Here is a 17,775-nt window from a genome sequence, read left to right on the forward strand (position 1 = left end):
TACCTCAGTCGTTAAAGTTGAAAGTGTTACCAGGGCCAAGGGGCGCCGACTCGCGGAACACAAATTCGGCCACGCGATTTTTATGGAAGGCGCGATCGCCCCAAGACGCGCTGAGTGCCAATGCACGCTTCATGTACATTTGCAGGTCGAGTTCCCAGGTGTAACCCATCGCACCGTGAACCTGAATTCCGTTTCGGGACGCGAGCGAGGCAGCCTCCGATGCTGCCAGCTTCGCGGACGACAGATACGTACCCCGTTCAGCGTGTCCATGAGCTAGAGCATGCGCAGCTCGAAACACGTGAGGTTTAGCGAACTCGATCTTGACTGCGACATCGGCAAGCAAGTGTTTGATTGCCTGAAACGACCCGATTGGCTTGCCGAACTGCTTTCTCTGAGCGGTATAGTCAATCGCGAGATCCAGCATGCGGCTGGCCAAACCCACGAGTTGAGCCGCTGTCGCCAGCGTTCCCCTGTCAAGTGCAGCGAGCCATAGGTCGCCACCAATCGTCGAATTTGCTAAACAAGTCGACGACTTCGGGATCCAGTCAACGCCATAGAGGCGACGCGAAGGATCAACGCTCGTATTTGCCACGAGCGTGACTTCGTCTCGTCGAACCGCGTGGACCTCGTTTTGATGACCCAATAGAAGTAGATCGGCCAGATGAGCGTCGGCTACCAAACGGTTTTCGGGGTGGCCTACTGCAATTCGAGCCGAACCCTCGGCGATGCGAGGCAGCCACTCGGCCTTAAAGGACTCATGCTCAGGGAGCGCGGAGATCAACCCGGCCGCGATATATGCCGTATCGCACAGCGAGTCCGGAATAGCGAAGTATCCCAACTCTTCAAGGATGAGCACCCAATCAACGTCGCCAAGACCCAGCCCCCCGAAGCTCTCACCCACTGACAAACCAGTAATGCCTTGTTGAGCACATTTTGCGGTCAGCTCGGGCGCGCTCCCATCCGTGTCCCACATCTCTCGCAGCAACTCAGGTGCGGCTTCGACCAAAAAGAAGCTTCGCATTGCGTCGCGGAATGCCGTCTGGTCGCGTGTGAACGTGAAATCCATTTTTATCTCCTCACGAACGCGGCATTCCGAGCATCCGCTCGGCGATGATGTTCCGCTGAATCTCATTCGTGCCCGCGTAGATTGAGCCAGCCAGTGAAAACAGATATCCGTCGAGCCAATGACCCACTGCGCCCGCATTCGGCGAATCCGGGAGCAATTCCGCTCGGGCGCCAAGAATCTGGAGTGCCGTGTCGTGCATTCTCTGATCAAGTTCGGACCAGAAAATCTTGTTCGTACTCGACTCGGCGCCGATATGTCCACCGTTCATCAGACTGGATGCCGTCTTGTACGTCGAAAGCGTGTAGGCTTCCGCCTCCATCCACGCGCGCAAAACCGCGTCTCGAATCGCCGGATCTCGATCCGCTTCCGCTCGATTTTGCTTATAGAGGTTCACAAGCGCCTTTGCCGTCGCCTGAAAGCGCGCAGGAGAACGCAACATGAGCCCTCGTTCGAATCCAGCCGTCGACATTGCGACCTGCCAGCCGGCGCCATCATTCCCGATTCGGTTTTCGACGGGAACGCGTACGTCATCGAAAAATATCTCGGCGAAACCTGGCAAGCCGTTGAGTTGTCGAATCGGTCGGACCGTGATGCCGGGCGTCCTGAGCGGTACCAACAGGAACGTCAAACCGTGATGGCGCTGCGATTCTGGTTCGCTACGAAACAAGCCGAATAGCCAGTCGGCCCATACGGCACGCGTTGACCAGGTCTTCTGCCCGTTTATTAAATAGTGGTCTCCCACGCGCGTCGCGGTCGTCCGGATAGCCGCCATGTCCGAACCCGCACCCGGTTCTGACCAACCTTGCGCCCAAATCTCTTCACCGGACGCCATGCCGGGGAGAAAGCGCTTCTTCTGCGCTTCGGACCCAAATTCCATCAGTGTCGGACCGAGAAGAAACACCCCATTCTGGTTCACACGCATCGGTGCCCCAGCACGCCAATATTCCTCCTCGAAGATCAGCCATTCGACGAGGTCACAGCCACGGCCTCCCAATTCCACCGGCCATGTCACGCTGCTCCATCGGCCGGTGTTGAGCCGACGTTCCCATTGCCTGTGTTGCTGGAACCCCTTCTCAGTATCGAAGCTCTCCAACGGCTCAGTCGGCACGTGCTCCTTCAGCCACTGGCGCACCTCGAGCCGGAAGGATTTTTGCTTATCGGTATACTCAAGTTTCATTCTGCCCTCACCGTACAGTCAACGTTCCTCAGCGGCGCTGAAACTTGCATCGCGCTTTTCGACAAACGCCTTCCTCGTCTCATCCGAGTCCGGACTCATATACGCCTGCAAGGTGAACCCCTGTTCCCATCGGTACTTATCCTCGAGATTGCCATCTTCGACACCGTTGAGAGATTCCTTCGCGATTCGGATCATCGCCGGACTCTTCTTCGCAATCTTTCGGGCAATGGCAAGTGCCGTATCCCTGAGCTCCGATATCGGCACAACCTTTTCCACCGCGCCAAGACGCCAAGCTTCGGCCGCGTTAATGGAATCGCCGGTAAAGTACATGTAGCGCACCTTCTGCACTGGAAAGAGGCGTTGCAGATGTGCACCGCCACCCATAGCACCACGATCAACTTCCGGCACACCAAACGTTGCGCATTCCGACGCAACTACAATGTCAGCTGCTCCGGCGATTCCAATGCCTCCACCCAATACGAACCCGTGTACCGCCGCAATGACCGGCACCGGGCACCGGTGAACTGCACGAAATGTCGCGTAGTTGCCAGCGTTGACCTTCTGAATCAGCGAGGAATCGGCCGCCAGTTCTTTGATATCGACTCCGGCGCAAAAGCCTTTTCCCTCAGCTCGGACTATGATTACGTTCACATCTACGTCCGAACCCAAAGCCTCAATAGCAAGAGCAAGGCTTGCCCACCCTTCACTATTGAGTGCATTCACCGGCGGGTTGCAGATTGTCAATTCAGCGACCCCGTCGATAACCGCAATCTCAAACGGCTTGCCAGTTTTACCTAACACACGGCCTCCCTCGCCTCGCATCGCCATGAGGTTCTCTCCAACATCCGATTAAGGCACTCACATGCCTCTTCAATAATCTCGTTCACAAGGTCAGAGCAACTTGGCAAGCTTTCTATCCGGGACGCAACTTGCCCGCTGGGTAGGACTCCTGCCTCAGGCATTCCGTCTACCATGGCTTTTTGGATCAGCTGCACGGCGTTCGCTGCTTGCAGCGCCTCATTTATTGAAATCTCCCCACGCCTCGTTGCACGCAATGCTTCAGACGCAACGGATATCCATTCACGCCACGTTAAACCGCCTCGAACTTTCCACCGAACCGAACTTTCGATGGCGTGCCAAACTCCCATAATTCTGTTCTTGCGCTCCAGCTCGAGTAGCAGCGGATTTTCGATGACGCGCTGGGGTAACCCGTCTATCGCCCGTGACACGCGAATGCTTGCTGCGTCGCTTACCGCGAGATAGCGGCCAAGCGTCGCAGGTGGAACCGGTGACTCTTCGGTCATGAGGAACCGTGTGCCCATAGCAACACCAACCGCACCAGCGGCAAGTGCCGATGCCAGCCCCCTACCATCACAATAGCCACCTGCTGCAACCACTGGTACGGCCACTGCATCCAGCACCTGCGGGAGCAGGATGGTCGTGGGGACGCCTCCCGTATGGCCACCGCCTTCCGCGCCCTGAACCGTCACGACGTCGGCTCCCAACTCAACCGCCTTGATGGCATGTCTTACACCGCCGACAGTCGGCATACAGACGATGCCCGCAGCTTTGAACCGCTCAATCGTTGCCCTATCAGGGCCCCGTCCGTAGCTAACCGCTCGCACCTTGTACCGAATGGCAAGCTCCACGACCTCAGCTGCGTTCGGTTGAAACATATGAAAGTTCAAGCCAAACGGTTGATCTGTTTGCAGAAGAACTTTCTGTATTTCTGATTCAAGCCGTGCGGAGGGAATCGTGGCGGCGGCGAGAAAGCCAAAACCTCCTGCGTTGCAAGTCGCAGCGACGAGATTCGCGTCCGCCACCCAACCCATCGCCGTCTGAACAATGGGAAACCGGCAACCAAGCTTGTCACACAGCGGCGTACGCATCGCAGGACTCATTTTTCAACCACTTTTTTGTCTCGCTGCGAATTGGCCATCGCTTTAGCGTCATATCCACCGAGCTTGTCGCCGGAAACCAATTCGTTATGTGCGTGTGCGAAGTGGTGCCAGGCGAATACGGCATCCATCGCTGTCCGCTTTCCGCGCAGATCTTCGGTATGGTTGACGGCCTGTTTCGTTAGCGCCAGACCCAAACGCGGCATCTTTCCGATGCGTCCCGCGATGGCATACGTTTCGTCTTCGAGGCGTTCACGCGGGACCACTCGGTTTACCATTCCGACCTCATACCCACGCTGCGCCCCCATGCGCTCGCCGAGAAACAGGAACTCTTTTGCGATACGCGAGTGCATTTCGAAGGGATGCGCGAAGTACTCGACACCTGGGATGCCCATGCGAACGACGGGATCCGCGAAGTATGCGTCGTCCGAAGCGACGATCAAATCGCACACCCATGCGAGCATGAGGCCGCCGGCAATACAGGCCCCGTGAACCATCGCAATGGTCGGCTTCGGCAACTCTCGCCAGCGGCGACACATACCGAGATAGACCTCTTGCTCACGCGCGTACAGGAATTCACCGCCCGGTTTGCCCACATGGTCGTACCAAAGCGATTCACGCTCGAAGCTGATCCCGACATCGCGTCCCGGGGTACCGATATCGTGCCCGGCCGAAAAGTGTTTTCCGGAACCCCGCAGGACGATCACCTTCACTTCATCGTCATAGGCGGCCTGCTTAAATGCCTGATCAAGCGCATAAGTCATGCGGGAGTTTTGGGCGTTATGAAACTCCGGACGATGCATCGTTATCGTCGCGATGCCGTCCTTCGTCTCGTACAACACCACGTCGTCAATTTGCTGAATCGTCATAACGTACAGTCCGAAATTTTGAAGTGAATTACGCTTCCGCGCTTACGCGCGAATTCCTGCCGGATTACCCTTGATTGCCGTCGCACGAAGATTGTGGGGGTCAAGGCGTCGGATAATATCGAGTTGCTCTGATGTGGGGGCTGGGGTCTCCATGCAATCTCCTGCCCGAAGAACCGGGAATCCAGTCGCAGATTCCACGTCCTCAAATTTCACGCCCGGGTGCAGGGACTTCACCCTGATTCCATGTTCCGGTCCGAGGAAGTCCATTACGCAGAGATCCGTCACGATGAACTTGAGGTCGACAAAATCGCTTCTGACGCCCACTGGCCAACGTTCCTTGTTGTAGCCAACTCCACATACCACGTCCACTTCGTCCGAGACGAACACCCGTGGGTTGTGATTAGGAATAAAGAACGAATTGGCGTGGTTAATGCTGTTTCCCGGCAATCCACGCATTCCGAGAATCGCACTTTTCGGCTTGTCATAGTCGCCAACCGCAGACAAATTGGTCTGGCCGTAACGGTCGATCTGGGTAGGACCAATCATGGCGTGTCGACGCCCTCCCCAAACGCATTCGAAGACACGCTCGAACGACATATAGCCCGAATATTTGGCTCGATAGTCACCACGCGGCCCGAGTGGAATCGGCTCTTCAACCAGAAATGTCTCACTGTCAGTCATCAACAGTTCTGGGCTGTGAGTCACCTTCGCCAAACTTGCACCGAGTCTCGGAATGACCCCGATTCCGGAGGCGAGGACCTCGCCGTTTTCGCGCCATGCCTCGGACGCTGCGACAATTAGCAGTTCCGCGAGCGAAAATGCGCAATCCACGACCGCGTCCGTTTGTGATTCGATTGGTGTCATTAGTGCGTCTCGCTTAAAAGATCGGAAGCGGCAACTGAGCGATCTTTTCTGCTCCGCCGACTTTCTTCAGGTATTCCGCTTCGCCACATTCAATGTACTCGCCGCGATAGGCATCCCATCCACCAGATTCCGAGGCGGACGCACTGTAGCGTTTAAGGTGCGCGATGTCCCAGCCATAGTCAGGACCGCTGTAAGTGGGGTGCGCGCCGTACTGCGCATGCACAACACCTTTCACCAGATACCGCTCGAAGAAGTTGCGTCGCGCCGAATCCTCGTCCAACTCCAGGCGATCGTGGAGAATATCCGTGCTGATGAAGCACTGGTCTGCGGCCCGCGCGAACAGATGGTCAAAGAGCGGGTCAGCACTATTGATCAGGGTATTTCCAAGACGGTCTGATTCGTTGACGTGCAACAGAGCAACGTCGAGCTTTAGCGCTGGCATCGCGACGTATACTTCACCGTCTTCATATGGAGACCTGATTGTTTTCAACTCCACGTTTCGCGCAATAACGTCGGTCGCCAATCCACAACGCGTCGGAAGGAACGACATTCTCATCCCGGCCGCACGCAGCCCCCACTCGAACATACCTTCGTCATATTCCGTGACTTTGATTTCGCCAGCTTCACGCGCCTTCCGGAAATAAGGTTCGAGTGGAATTGCATCCATTGTGACGAAGCCGTACACGAGTTCGCGCACCTTACGTGCGGCACACAGCATCCCTACTTCCGGACCGCCGTACGACACAATCTTCAGATCGCGGAGATCGGAGCGTAGGATTTCGCGTACCAGCGACATCGGCTTGCGGCGCGGGCCCCAGCCGCCAATACCGATAGTCATCCCATCGCACAACTGCGCGACAACCTGCTCTGCTGAAATCTGCTTGTTCATGTTGGATACGTCGGGTTAGTGAGCGGAATCTGCGAGACCGAGGCTCCAATCGTGGCCCCAGTGGCTAATAGAGGTCGCCTCAAACACAGAGTGCTTCTCCCAATCGACGACCAAGCCACCGTAGCCATACTCCAGAGCGAATCCGCCAGGTGTGAGCACGTAGAATGAAATCACTTCATCGTTAACGTGCTGCCCAAGACTCGCCATGAGCTTGACGCCGTGACGCGCACAGCGATCGAGCGCACGACCAACTTCTGTCATCGAACTGACCTCGGCCATCACATGCACACAACCGCTTGGCGGATGCGGTGCCTCAAATAATGCGAGGCTGTGTTGCCGCCCGTTATTGCAGTGTGTGAAGTGGAGGCGCTGGACTTCTTTGTCGGCGCCGGCTTGGTGTCGATAGATATCCGAAAGCCCGAATCCCATGACATCTCGAAAAAAAGTCCACGTTTCATCGAACTTCGGCGCGGACAGAACGGTATGACCCAATCCGAGTTCGCCAGTGACAAACTCTGGGACGCCGACAGGTGAATCGAATCGAACGAAATCCGATTGACATCCCCAAACGATTTCGTGGCGGTTCCCCGACGGGTCGAAAAACCACACCATGTTCTGAAATTTACGTGCGGCGAGTTCCTCCGGCGAGGCTGGCATGATTTCGACTCCGGCACGATTCAGTTCGACCACCGCTTCATCGAACGCACATTGAGTTAAAACCTCCCAACCCGATGCGAGGTATTTGTCGTGTTGTCCGTGTACAATCAAATACCGATAAGGCCGGGCATCCATTTTTAGATATAGCCCGCGATCAGGCGCATCAGTTGCCATGCATCCCATGACCTGTTCGCCAAAATGCTTCCACTTATCGGTGTCCGATGCTTCTACAACGATATAGGCCAGCCCTCGAATATCAATCATTCGCCTTCCCCAGCTAAATCTTTGGTTGAATCCATTATCTGCCGCCCGGTGGTGTACCACATCGTCCAATGAGACTACCGGTGTACAGCAAGATGAGGTTAGGACGCACCCTTGCCCGCCGCCGGCTACGGCGGCGGCAGTAAGGCGCTCTCAGATCTGGTAGAGTTGGCTTTCTGCTTCCGGCGGCATATCTTCGCGTTGCCGCCATACACCTTCGCTGCGACGCCATTCGAAGATTTTCCGGGGAACGGGCTTCACATTTTCAACGTCCGTGTAAAACTGCGAATACCATTCACGCAATTGATACACCGGTCCGTCTCCATCGCACAGGAGCGGATTATCGACACGCGTCTTGCTATCCCAAATCTCGACATCCTGTCGAAACGCGTTTTGAGTTAGCTCGATATATCCGTCTGCGATCTTTTCGTTTTCCTCGTCGCTGAGATCGGGATTCTTCTCGACGATGACGCCAAATCGTAGTTCGAAATTATTCTGGTCGATGGGGACGTGACAGTTCAGCAGAATCGAGTTGAGCACGTTGCCGCCGACGTTCGCGCTCATCCGGGTGATGTGATACGCAGGGCCAAAATACGCATCATCGGCCACAAGCTCACCGTCGGACAACGTTTCATGACCGCCCCGCGCCATCTGGTAGCCGACGTGGCCGTCAAATACATTTGCAAAATAATCGATTTTCTGGCCGTGAACCGGGCCGAAGTGCGCCATGTCAGCCAGGTTGTCGACGAGTTCCCGGACATTCGTGGCGATCCGCCAGTTCACGATTTTCCAGTCAGTCCATTGGTCGGAGAAGCACGCGTTAATGCGAGGAATCTCGACGCGCGGGTCCGGCGGATTACCTTCTGGGTCGTTCCACACGAACAGGAGCTGGTTCTGCTCCAATACCGGCCAAACCTTGAGGCGCGCTTTGGGCGGAATGCGTTTGGCGTACGGAATTTCGGTGCACGCGCCATCACTGGCCCACTTCCAGTGGTGAAACGCACACGTGACGGTGTTGCCCTCTACGCAGCCGAGACTGAGATCCGCCCCCATATGAGGGCAATAGCCGTCCAGCACGCTGATTTTCCCGTCCTCGCCTCGGAAGGCAATTAGCTTCGTCCCGAACGCCTTGATCGAATGAACCTTTCCGTCGGCGTATTGCTTCGCCAATCCGAGGCAGTGCCAGCCTCGCGCATACCGGTCCGGCAACGGGCCAGCCTTAATCTTTTGAAGTGGCAACTTCTCGAGTTGATGCACAGCTGTCATGAGTCGCTCCTTGCGTTGGTCTTGTGTTTGGCGCCCGCCGGCGCGGGCTGGGCGACAACGGGCTCAGCGCCGCTCCTCTTTGACGCCATGCGGCGCTGCGAGCGTCCGTCATCTACACGCAAGGAATTGTTCGCTGGCTCGGCCAATCCAGCATCGTCACTTTGGACTAGGGCGGGACGCTACCTACTGGTGAAATGGCAGGACTAAGCCACGGGAATACCCTAGCTTTTGCAACGCAACGTCCGTTCGACACACAACATAGCAACCCGCGTAGCGGGCGCGAAGGCTTCTCGCTTGAATGAGGACAGCCCATCACAGGCGGAGTGATGAGTACCTACCCCAATTAGTGCTAGCTAGTCAGCGGAAGCAATCTTAAATCGCGTTTAAGAACCTTCCCCGATGGATTGGTTGGCAGGGCATCAACAAATGAAACGTGGCGCGGGACTTTGTAATTGGCCATGTTGTCCCTGCACCAAGCGATGAATTCCGTGGCGGACACGTCATTTTCAGGTCGCAATACGACGAACGCGCGGCCGACCTCGCCCATTCTTTCATCCGGAACGCCGACAATTGCAATCTGAGAAATCGCCGGATGCGAAGAAGCGATCCTCTCGATCTCAGCCGGATAACAATTGAATCCGCCGACGATAAACATGTCCTTCAGGCGATCCGTGATCCTCAAGTAACCCCGCTCGTCGAGGATACCAACGTCGCCCGTATGCAGCCATCCCTCGTCATCGACCGCTTCAGCCGTAGCAGTCGTGTTGTTCTGATACCCCTTCATTACGTTGTAGCCTCGTAGACACACCTCGCCCTCCGAGCCTGGAGGCACGACATTTCCAAGTGCATCGACAAGTTTGAGTTCCATACCCGGCATAACGCGCCCGCACGTGCTCGCCACTGTCTCGGGTGGATCCGTTGATTGGCTCAAGGTCGCGAATCCGCACGACTCTGTCAAGCCATATCCTGTCAACACGATAGAAAATCCGAGTTCGCTTCGCATCCGCTCGATCAACGTCGGTGGAATGGTCGTGGATCCGGTAATCGTGGCACGCAAGCTCGACAAATCGATGTTGGACAAGCGCGGATCGGCGAGCAAGCTATGGAAAATGGTCGGCGGCCCGGGAAACACCGTAATCCGTTCCTGCTCGATTGTTTCCAGCACTTTGGACGTATCGAACACCTGTTGTGGAAGAATCGTGGCCCCTCGCATCAAAGCTGCGAGCCAGCCCGCCTTGTAGCCCATCGCATGGAAGAACGGATTGACGATCAGGTAGCGGTCGCTTTCCGTGAGTTCCATTGCGTCGGCCCAGCCGGCGATGGCACGCAAATTCTGCGAGTGCCCTGTCATTACCCCTTTAGGGTGTCCCGTGGTGCCCGACGTAAACATGATGTCCGACAGGTCATCCGGCAATACCGCTTCCGCACGTGCAGTCGCCTCACCAATCGACACCCGCTCGGCCGACTCAAGGAAACGCTGCCAACTGACGTCCTCTTCTCGAGCTTCGTCGAGCACGACGATTCGCTCAAGAGTTTCTGGCTCGTGCCCTTTGAGCAGACTTGGATAGTAGCTGCCGAGGAAATTTCCCACACTAAACAGAACACGCGCGCCGCTCGAGGCAAGAACATAACCCGCTTCCGAACCGCGCATCCGCGTATTGAGCGGCACAAGCGCGCCGCCTGCACAGTGAATAGCCAGCGCCGCGACGATCCACGTCGAGGTGTTCGGGGCCCAGATCGCTACCCGATCGCCTTTTTCTACTCCGCTTGCCATCAACGCGCGACACGCCGTGAGCGCCTGCTGGTGCAGCGCTTCATACGTTACGCTTATTTCATTCTCCTTGATCGCAATGCGATCGGGATAACGACTGGCCGTTGACGCCAGGAGGCGCGGAATCGTGATGATGGGCGGAAGACTGGTCATTCTCGTATCGATCCTAAGGCAATTCTGTATGACTTATTCCGGAAAACGTACTACGACGTCTTCGCTTTCCGCCACGGCCTGACAGGCCAATGTCCAACCTTGCTCGATCTCGCGGTCGTCGAGCACCTCGTTGCGTTTCATACGCACTGCTCCGCTCGCGACCACGCACATGCAGGTCGCACAGGCGCCTGATCGGCACGAATATGGCGCATCGACCCCACCGCGCAACATCGCATCAAGAATCGTCTCGTCACTGCCACAGGCCACTGTGTAAGCGACGCCGTCGAGATGCACTTTGACCTCTAGTGATGCCGCGTCGTCGGAGACTACGCTGGCTGCCTGCTCTTCCGATGTCTCATCTGGCAGCGAAACGAAGCGCTCCACATGGACGCGCGCAGGGTCAGCGTCGATCGACTCCATGGCTTGAACCGCCGCGTCCATAAAAGAAGCTGGGCCGCAAATGAAGCAGTTGGCGCGTCGCCACGGTTGCGCAATATTCGCGAGCTGCTCTACAGCAGGGATCCCTTGCACCGAATCAAGCCAATGCACGACTTGAAGCCGTGACGGATATCGTCGCGCCAACGACTGCAACTCTTCGCGGAAGATAATCGACCGTTCGTCGCGGTTCGCGTAGAGCAAGCAGATTCTGCCGTTGCCCGCACTCAACACGGAACGTACGATCGACATCAGGGGTGTGATACCGCTTCCGCCGCCGAACATCAAAAAGTCGCCCTCAAGCGATTTTGGCGAAAAGATGCCCGCCGGTTTCATTACGTTGAGTTGGTCGCCGGCGCGCACGTTATCGCACAGCCAGTTAGATGCACGGCCGCCCGCTACGCGCTTTACTGTAATCCGTAACGGTTCGTCCTCAAGAGGCGAACTTGCCAAGGAATAGCAACGCAGTACATTGCGGTCGTCGATAGGCAATCGCAACGTGAGAAATTGCCCCATGCGATACTGGAACGCAGTTGATTTCTCTGCCGGAACTTCCAGCACGAACGATTTAGCGTCCGGAGTTTCCTCAACGACTGCGCTTACGCGCAACGAATGGTAAGCCGAAGCATTCATCACAAAACGTACTCAAGCGATGGAAATCAAAAAGGCGTTGTCTACCCGCAGCTCGGCGCCGTTGATAAAACGCGACTCGTCGGAAAGCAGGAAAAGGATGACGCTCGCAACGTCGCCCGGTTCGCAAATGCTCGACTGGGGGTTATCGTCGAGGTTGGTGAGCGTCGGATCGATGTCGCCGAAAATGTCGACCGTCATCGGCGTCCGAATGCCCGCTGGATGAACGGAATTACAGCGAATCCGGTACCCCTTTTGGCGACAATTCGTCGCGACGTTGCGCGTTAACGCCGTCACCGCACCCTTCGATGCCGTATAGGCGGCCATGCCACTGTGCCCAACCAACGCAGCGGTGGAAGACAGATTCACGATGGCGCCGCCACCCGTCTGCTTCATGTGCGCAATACCATATTTGCAGCCGAGAAACGTCCCCTCAGCGTTGATCTGCATGGTCTTGCGAAACAGTTCAAGCGTCGTGTCTTCGATCGATTCCGTTCGGCAGATGCCTGCGTTGTTCACGAGGCCGTCAATGCGCCCAAAATGATCAACAGCTGCCGCCAGTGCCGTTTGCCAATTTGCGTCGTCTGAGACGTCAAGCTTGACGAAGTGAGCCGCCGCTCCAAGCTCTTCAGCGACCGCACGGCCAGCCTCCTCATTGACATCAGCGACAACCGCTTTGCCGCCGTTCTCCACCACCTTGCGGGCGGTCTCGCGCCCGACTCCGCTAGCAGCGCCGGTGATAAACACCACTTTGCCCACTACCCGATCCATTCTGGCTGTCTCCTTAATATTCTGTTCACCGCCAATCATCGGTCGACGGCCTGCGTCGCGATCAAGCCCGAAAGCTATTCGACGACGGCCGATGAAAACACCGGCGGGTCTCCGAGCATCGGCCGGTGCGAAGGCGGCGTGCGCCCGTCTACGTCCCTGACATCGTACTCGAGCGCGAGCTCTGCGCCGTAGAACACGTTGCCGGAACGCACCATACGTTCTGCATCGGCAAACAAGGCGGCAATCACGCGCCCCTGGAACTCCGGAGATTCACCGTGCTCGAGCCAAGCGCCGTACTTTTCCGGTTCTGCGGTGCAGACTGCCATTGTCCGCTCCGTCTTCACGAGACCAGGCCACAACGCCACAACTGCCACATTGCTAGTACGCAAATCGTGGGCCATATCGAACGACATCTTGTCCGTGGCGGCCTTCGCCGCACCATAAGCGGGGCCATGCATATAGCAGCGGCCGCCAGCCGACGAGATGTTCACGATCAGGCCGCCGCCAGACTTCACCATGAGAGGAGCGCCGTAATAGCTCGCCACATACGTCGAACGCATGCCGACACCAAACAGGTCGGTCATCTTCAACGACTTTTTCCAGAATGGCGCGACATCGGTCAGTCCATCCGGTATAGCGATGGCGCAATTGACAAGCACGTCGAGGCGGCCAGATTCACTTGCGACACGATCGAACAACGCACGTACCTGTTCGTCGTCGCCGTGATCGCAGAGAACTGGAATGCCCTTCCCGCCTGCGAGCGTCACCGCCTCCGCTGTCTCATAGACGGTACCAGGCAACGGATTTCCACCATGGTTGGCGGTACGGCCTGTCACGTAAACCGTCGCACCCGCCCGGCCTAATCCCAGTGCTACGCCACGCCCTACACCCCGGCTCGCACCGGTAACTACACATACGCGTCCCGTCAGCATTTCAAATCCCCGCTATGTGATTTGCAGCGATAAACCCGAAGGTCATCGCCGGCCCGAGTGTTGCACCTGCGCCCGGATACGACGGCCCCGTGACCGACGCCGTGGTGTTACCGATCGCGTACATCCCACGGATGGGCTCACCGCGCTCGTCCAGTACCCTCGCCTGGCCGTCGGTCAACAGTCCGCCCTTAGTACCGATATCCCCCGCGTCGAGCGGCAACGCGTAATACGGTCCTTGACTCAGCGGGCCGAGACACGGATTCGGCTTGACCGAAGGATCGCCGTAAAAGGTGTCGTAGGCGTTTCCACCCTTGTTGAATTCGAGATCGATTCCCGTGGAGGCGTAGCCGTTGAAACGCTGAACCGTCTGCACCAGTGTCGCCGCGTCGACATTAATCTGCTCCGCCAGAGCTTCCAGCGTATCGCCCCGAAAATAGACCTTGTTGCGCCAACTGCGCGGATGGCAGATGTCGGGCATCACCGAGCTCGACACCAGCGGTCCGGCGTTGTATTTGCGACGGAATCGGGCGTCGAAGATCATCCAGGCAGGCAGGTTTGCACCGGTGTTCTTATGGTCCTCGTACATCGCGAGAACAAAGTCCAGATAATCCTGAGCCTCGTTGGCGAATCGCTTCCCGAGCCGGTTCACGACAATGCAGCCTGGCAATGCGCGCTCGGAAAACAGTCCGCGCTGCTTCTCCTCGCCCGGAACCCGCACCGTCGGAGTCCACCATGCGTGCTGCATGTTGCCAACGGCAGCGCCAATATCCATGCCGGCAATAATCGCATCGCCGGTATTACATGGTGGAGCGCCGGTCCACTCGCTCTGGGTCGGCTGCGGGAGATACTTTTCACGCATCTGCTGATTGCGCTCGAATCCCCCCGATGCCAGAACGACTGCCTTTCTTGCGCGAATGCGAACGTCTCTGCCTTCTCGCTGCACTACGATCCCGGCTACCCCGCTCGCAGTGCTAATCAGCGAGCGCATCGGCGCATTCAGCCAAAGCGGAATGTTGCGATCCATCATCGACAGACGCAGCGCACCGATCAGCGCAGCCCCCATGTTCAGACGCCGGTCTCGGCGACTGCGCAACCGCCATGGCAGATCCAGCGCATAGCGCTTGAACAGGCGAAGCGCTTCCTTCTTCCAGCCTGGCGCGCGTGAGAGCAGCACGATCGCTTCCGGGGTACTCATACTGACGCGGCCCAACGCCAACATGGTCGGTGACGTCTCACGCATCTTCAGGATGTCGTCGCCCAGTCGTCGTCCGTCGAAAGTCGAGACATCGAGCGAACGGAATCCCAACTTCGCCCCTGGGAGATTCTGATAGTAGTCTGCGTAGTACGGGTTCGCGGTGTACTTCACGTGCGTCGAGGCCTCCGCGTAGCGCAGCATCTTCGGCGCCTCGTCGACGTATGCAGCAAGGCGTGCCTCATCCACTTCACCGAGAGTCGCAGCCCGCAAATAGGCCAGCGCCTCCTCCCGACTGTCTTGCCCCCCACCTGCTGCGACGTGATCGTTATTCGGTATCCAGATGCCACCACCTGATACGGCCGACGTTCCCCCGTAGAGTCCGGTCTTCTCGACGATGAGGACGGATAGTCCATTGTCGCGTGCGCGGCAAGCCGTCATCATCGCCCCGGCGCCCGAGCCAACTATGACAACGTCGTAATCGTGGTTAAAGTTTCCAGTCATGGCTTGGCGCGTCACACCGTCATGTCTTTGTTCTCGAGGCCGCAGAGGAACCCACCGTAGTTGCGCCCGACCGGGTCGGCGTAATTGGCTACGTGGGCGCGACCTGCATGAATGTCCAGGAAATATCGCAATACGGGGTGTCCCGAGTAGATGCCCGACCCACCACACGATTTCAGAAGACGGCTGACATGATGGGCGCAGATTTCCGGCGCCTGTGAAGACTGGAATCGATAGAGCAGGCGATCGTCCACGGTTGCCTGCTCGCCCGCTTCGGCGGCATCCATCATCGCTTCGAAATTTCGGAACAAGGTTGTCTTCAATTGGTCGACGGCCGACGCGGCCTCGGCCGCAACAAGTTGCGCCGTCGGATCGTTGGCAGTCGCACCAAGGAAATTGCGGCTGACTTGACTCGCCGCAGTACGGCGAAACGCGTTCAGTGCGCCCTGAAGGCCACCGATACACGAAGTCGAAACGGCGCGCGTAAACACCTGTGCGAAAGGCAGTCGATAGAGCGGACCGCTATTGAGTCCGGCGCCGGGTCGCGCCGCTGGCGAATCGTCGCGGGTTCGATGCGTCCGGTATTCTGGCACGAATACATCTGCGACGACGATGTCGTGGCTACCAGTCCCTTTGAGACCGAACGTGTTCCAGTTGCGGACGATCTCATAGTCTTTTCGAGGCAGCAGGAAGGTCCGATATTCGGGTGCACCACCTTCGGCTTGCGGGGGAACCATCCCGCCCAAGAAAATCCAGCTTGCGTGCTCACAGCCGCTCGAAAAGCTCCAGCGCCCGCTAATCCGGAAGCCGCCAGCTTCCGGCGTAACTTTCGCGACTGGCATATAGGTCGAAGCGACGAGCGTGTCGGCATCCTTGCCCCAGACGTCAGATTGCGCTTTGGGATCGAAAAGCGCGAGCTGCCACGGATGCACGCCGAGCACGCCGTAAACCCAGGCGGTGGACATGCAACCTTCGGCCAACGTCATCTGCACCGCGTAGAAGGTGCGCGGGGACATCTCGAAGCCACCGTGACTCCTCGGCTGCAGGACTCTGAAGAAGCCGGCGTCGGTCATCTCGCGGATCGTCTCGTCAGGCACCTTTGCATCCAGTTCAGCCCATTCCGCGCGCTCAATCAACTTCGGCACCATATCGCGTGCGCGCTGAACGAGTTCCGCCTCGGTAACAATAACGCTCTTCGTCGCGGCCTGAGTGGACATCTCGTGTCTCCAATGTCATTGCTTGAATGGAAATGCGGGCTTGTGAGCTCCGCGCTGAAACGGATGGTTGCACTGACCGCACATTCCAGCATCGTCCAAAAAGACTAAGAAAAATACCAATGGCGGAAAGTTCTACATGGTCTTTTTAATCGATTGATTCTCGAACTCCCTCGAAGTCACCATCTTCTTCCGCGTTACTGAACTGGGATGCGACGAAACGGCGTTCAAAATCGACCGTTGACGATGCCGGCCTCCGATAGTCCAGTTGGACGATGCTAACTGCAGACATTTGCGCGAACGTCCCGAAATTCGAGGTCACATCATGTATTAGCGTTCTCCCGTCTGGAGACAATGCGTTCGATATACGCGAATAGGGGTTAACCCATGAAAAAAGACGAACAGAGCGTCGCCGTGGTCACGGGTGCCGCACGCGGAATAGGACGCGGCTTCGCACGCTCGCTCGCGCGAAGAGGATATGCCGTCGTCATTGTCGATATCGACGCCGTCGCTTTGGGTAGTCTTCAGTCCGAGCTCGAATCACTCGGGGTTCAAGTATTCACCGTTGTGCAGGATGTCGCCGATCCAGGTGCCTTCAACCGTCTTCGAGACCATATTCTGAGCCGCTTTGGGAAGCTAGATCTGGTCGTCAATAACGCGGGCATTTTGACCTCGGGCCGCAGCTGGGAAATCGAGCCCGAGGCGTGGCAACGGGTGGCGAATATCAATCTTTGGAGTGCAGTCAACTCATCCCGGGCATTTGTGCCGTGCATGGCCAAATCGGGCGGCCGGATAGTCAATGTCGCCTCGATGGGCGGGCTTGCAGCCGGACCATGGCTTGCCCCTTACTGCGTTACGAAGTATGGCGTCGTTGCCTTCAGCGAGTGCCTTTCGGCTGAACTCGAAGCTGAAGGCATTCCGATTCGCATATCCGTTGTTTGTCCAAGTGCGGTCCGCACCGGCATCGCCGACTCGCTGGACGCCTCGTCCGGAGAAAGCCCCTGCGAATCGATGGACACAGCACTCACAAAGATGATTTCCGAAGGAACCGACCCGGACGCGTTTGCTGATCGTGTCATGGACGAGGTTCAGCAGGGGAAATTCTGGATTCTCATTCATGACGATGTCCACGAAGCTGTCAAATCGCGGACGGCTGATATCCTCGCGAACGCCTGAAGCCTGGTCCATCGCTCGTCGAGCGTCTCACTACTCTTATCTATTTTCATCCA

General features: G+C 57.2%; 16 protein-coding genes. 1 reads left to right on the top strand and 15 read right to left on the bottom strand.

All coding sequences use genetic code 11. From position 1 onward, the window contains the following. Positions 1-4: 4 nt before the first annotated feature. From NH14_RS27705 to NH14_RS27775, 15 genes are all read right to left on the bottom strand, one after another. Positions 5-1,066: an acyl-CoA dehydrogenase family protein gene (locus NH14_RS27705; protein ID WP_035530721.1), complete on the bottom strand. Its 1,062-nt coding sequence runs from the start codon at positions 1,064-1,066 to the stop codon at positions 5-7. Between the two features lie 10 nt (positions 1,067-1,076). Next, positions 1,077-2,243, bottom strand: a complete 1,167-nt coding sequence (locus NH14_RS27710; RefSeq protein ID WP_035530719.1) for an acyl-CoA dehydrogenase — start codon at positions 2,241-2,243, stop codon at positions 1,077-1,079. 18 nt (positions 2,244-2,261) lie between these two features. Further along, the gene (locus NH14_RS27715) at positions 2,262-3,071 is read right to left on the bottom strand and encodes an enoyl-CoA hydratase family protein (RefSeq protein WP_237179789.1); all 810 of its coding nucleotides are present in this window, start codon (positions 3,069-3,071) and stop codon (positions 2,262-2,264) included. Next, a complete protein-coding gene (locus NH14_RS27720; RefSeq protein WP_407947193.1) occupies positions 3,038-4,132 on the bottom strand; it encodes an NAD(P)H-dependent flavin oxidoreductase in 1,095 nt (364 codons plus the stop codon). Before NH14_RS27720 ends, NH14_RS27715 begins: the two co-directional genes overlap by 34 nt. 8 nt (positions 4,133-4,140) lie before the next feature. Then, positions 4,141-5,010: an enoyl-CoA hydratase gene (locus tag NH14_RS27725; protein ID WP_035530717.1), complete on the bottom strand. Its 870-nt coding sequence runs from the start codon at positions 5,008-5,010 to the stop codon at positions 4,141-4,143. A gap of 42 nt (positions 5,011-5,052) precedes the next feature. Continuing rightward, positions 5,053-5,874: a CoA-transferase subunit beta gene (locus NH14_RS27730; RefSeq protein WP_052148333.1), complete on the bottom strand. Its 822-nt coding sequence runs from the start codon at positions 5,872-5,874 to the stop codon at positions 5,053-5,055. 13 nt (positions 5,875-5,887) lie between these two features. Continuing rightward, entirely contained in the window at positions 5,888-6,763 is an 876-nt protein-coding gene (locus NH14_RS27735; RefSeq protein ID WP_035530715.1) for a CoA transferase subunit A, read from the bottom strand. A gap of 15 nt (positions 6,764-6,778) precedes the next feature. Beyond that, positions 6,779-7,684, bottom strand: coding sequence for a VOC family protein (locus NH14_RS27740; RefSeq protein WP_035530713.1), 906 nt, complete (start codon positions 7,682-7,684; stop codon positions 6,779-6,781). 150 nt (positions 7,685-7,834) lie between these two features. Next, on the bottom strand, positions 7,835-8,947 hold the full coding sequence (locus NH14_RS27745; protein WP_052148332.1) for a 3-ketosteroid-9-alpha-monooxygenase, oxygenase component: 1,113 nt from the start codon (positions 8,945-8,947) through the stop codon (positions 7,835-7,837). 349 nt (positions 8,948-9,296) lie between these two features. Beyond that, positions 9,297-10,871, bottom strand: coding sequence for a FadD3 family acyl-CoA ligase (locus tag NH14_RS27750; protein ID WP_035530711.1), 1,575 nt, complete (start codon positions 10,869-10,871; stop codon positions 9,297-9,299). Between the two features lie 33 nt (positions 10,872-10,904). Further along, positions 10,905-11,939 carry a ferredoxin--NADP reductase gene (locus tag NH14_RS27755; RefSeq protein WP_035530709.1) on the bottom strand — a complete coding sequence of 345 codons (1,035 nt, stop codon included), beginning with the start codon at positions 11,937-11,939 and terminating at the stop codon, positions 10,905-10,907. A gap of 12 nt (positions 11,940-11,951) precedes the next feature. After that, entirely contained in the window at positions 11,952-12,707 is a 756-nt protein-coding gene (locus tag NH14_RS27760) for an SDR family oxidoreductase (RefSeq protein ID WP_035530707.1), read from the bottom strand. A 74-nt stretch (positions 12,708-12,781) separates the two neighbouring features. After that, a complete protein-coding gene (locus NH14_RS27765) occupies positions 12,782-13,639 on the bottom strand; it encodes an SDR family NAD(P)-dependent oxidoreductase (protein ID WP_035530705.1) in 858 nt (285 codons plus the stop codon). A gap of 1 nt (position 13,640) precedes the next feature. Then, positions 13,641-15,335 carry an FAD-binding protein gene (locus NH14_RS27770; protein ID WP_035530703.1) on the bottom strand — a complete coding sequence of 565 codons (1,695 nt, stop codon included), beginning with the start codon at positions 15,333-15,335 and terminating at the stop codon, positions 13,641-13,643. An 11-nt stretch (positions 15,336-15,346) separates the two neighbouring features. Further along, positions 15,347-16,549, bottom strand: a complete 1,203-nt coding sequence (locus NH14_RS27775) for an acyl-CoA dehydrogenase family protein (RefSeq protein ID WP_052148331.1) — start codon at positions 16,547-16,549, stop codon at positions 15,347-15,349. A gap of 384 nt (positions 16,550-16,933) precedes the next feature. Between NH14_RS27775 and NH14_RS27780 the strand changes: the two genes are divergently transcribed. Next, positions 16,934-17,722, top strand: a complete 789-nt coding sequence (locus tag NH14_RS27780) for an SDR family NAD(P)-dependent oxidoreductase (protein WP_035530701.1) — start codon at positions 16,934-16,936, stop codon at positions 17,720-17,722. The last annotated feature ends 53 nt before the right edge of the window (positions 17,723-17,775 follow it).

The sequence above is a fragment of the Paraburkholderia sacchari genome (assembly GCF_000785435.2).
GTDB lineage: Bacteria > Pseudomonadota > Gammaproteobacteria > Burkholderiales > Burkholderiaceae > Paraburkholderia > Paraburkholderia sacchari.

Excerpts from the sequence above, each read along its gene's own strand:
- NH14_RS27770 (WP_035530703.1), bottom strand. The coding sequence starts at position 15,335 with ATGACTGGAAACTTTAACCACGATTACGACGTTGTCATAGTTGGCTCG.
- NH14_RS27705 (WP_035530721.1), bottom strand. The coding sequence starts at position 1,066 with ATGGATTTCACGTTCACACGCGACCAGACGGCATTCCGCGACGCAATG.
- NH14_RS27765 (WP_035530705.1), bottom strand. The coding sequence starts at position 13,639 with ATGCTGACGGGACGCGTATGTGTAGTTACCGGTGCGAGCCGGGGTGTA.
- NH14_RS27745 (WP_052148332.1), bottom strand. The coding sequence starts at position 8,947 with ATGACAGCTGTGCATCAACTCGAGAAGTTGCCACTTCAAAAGATTAAG.
- NH14_RS27710 (WP_035530719.1), bottom strand. The coding sequence starts at position 2,243 with ATGAAACTTGAGTATACCGATAAGCAAAAATCCTTCCGGCTCGAGGTG.
- NH14_RS27760 (WP_035530707.1), bottom strand. The coding sequence starts at position 12,707 with ATGGATCGGGTAGTGGGCAAAGTGGTGTTTATCACCGGCGCTGCTAGC.
- NH14_RS27725 (WP_035530717.1), bottom strand. The coding sequence starts at position 5,010 with ATGACGATTCAGCAAATTGACGACGTGGTGTTGTACGAGACGAAGGAC.
- NH14_RS27750 (WP_035530711.1), bottom strand. The coding sequence starts at position 10,871 with ATGACCAGTCTTCCGCCCATCATCACGATTCCGCGCCTCCTGGCGTCA.
- NH14_RS27775 (WP_052148331.1), bottom strand. The coding sequence starts at position 16,549 with ATGTCCACTCAGGCCGCGACGAAGAGCGTTATTGTTACCGAGGCGGAA.
- NH14_RS27780 (WP_035530701.1), top strand. The coding sequence starts at position 16,934 with ATGAAAAAAGACGAACAGAGCGTCGCCGTGGTCACGGGTGCCGCACGC.
- NH14_RS27755 (WP_035530709.1), bottom strand. The coding sequence starts at position 11,939 with ATGAATGCTTCGGCTTACCATTCGTTGCGCGTAAGCGCAGTCGTTGAG.
- NH14_RS27715 (WP_237179789.1), bottom strand. The coding sequence starts at position 3,071 with ATGGCGATGCGAGGCGAGGGAGGCCGTGTGTTAGGTAAAACTGGCAAG.
- NH14_RS27740 (WP_035530713.1), bottom strand. The coding sequence starts at position 7,684 with ATGATTGATATTCGAGGGCTGGCCTATATCGTTGTAGAAGCATCGGAC.
- NH14_RS27735 (WP_035530715.1), bottom strand. The coding sequence starts at position 6,763 with ATGAACAAGCAGATTTCAGCAGAGCAGGTTGTCGCGCAGTTGTGCGAT.
- NH14_RS27720 (WP_407947193.1), bottom strand. The coding sequence starts at position 4,132 with ATGCGTACGCCGCTGTGTGACAAGCTTGGTTGCCGGTTTCCCATTGTT.
- NH14_RS27730 (WP_052148333.1), bottom strand. The coding sequence starts at position 5,874 with ATGACACCAATCGAATCACAAACGGACGCGGTCGTGGATTGCGCATTT.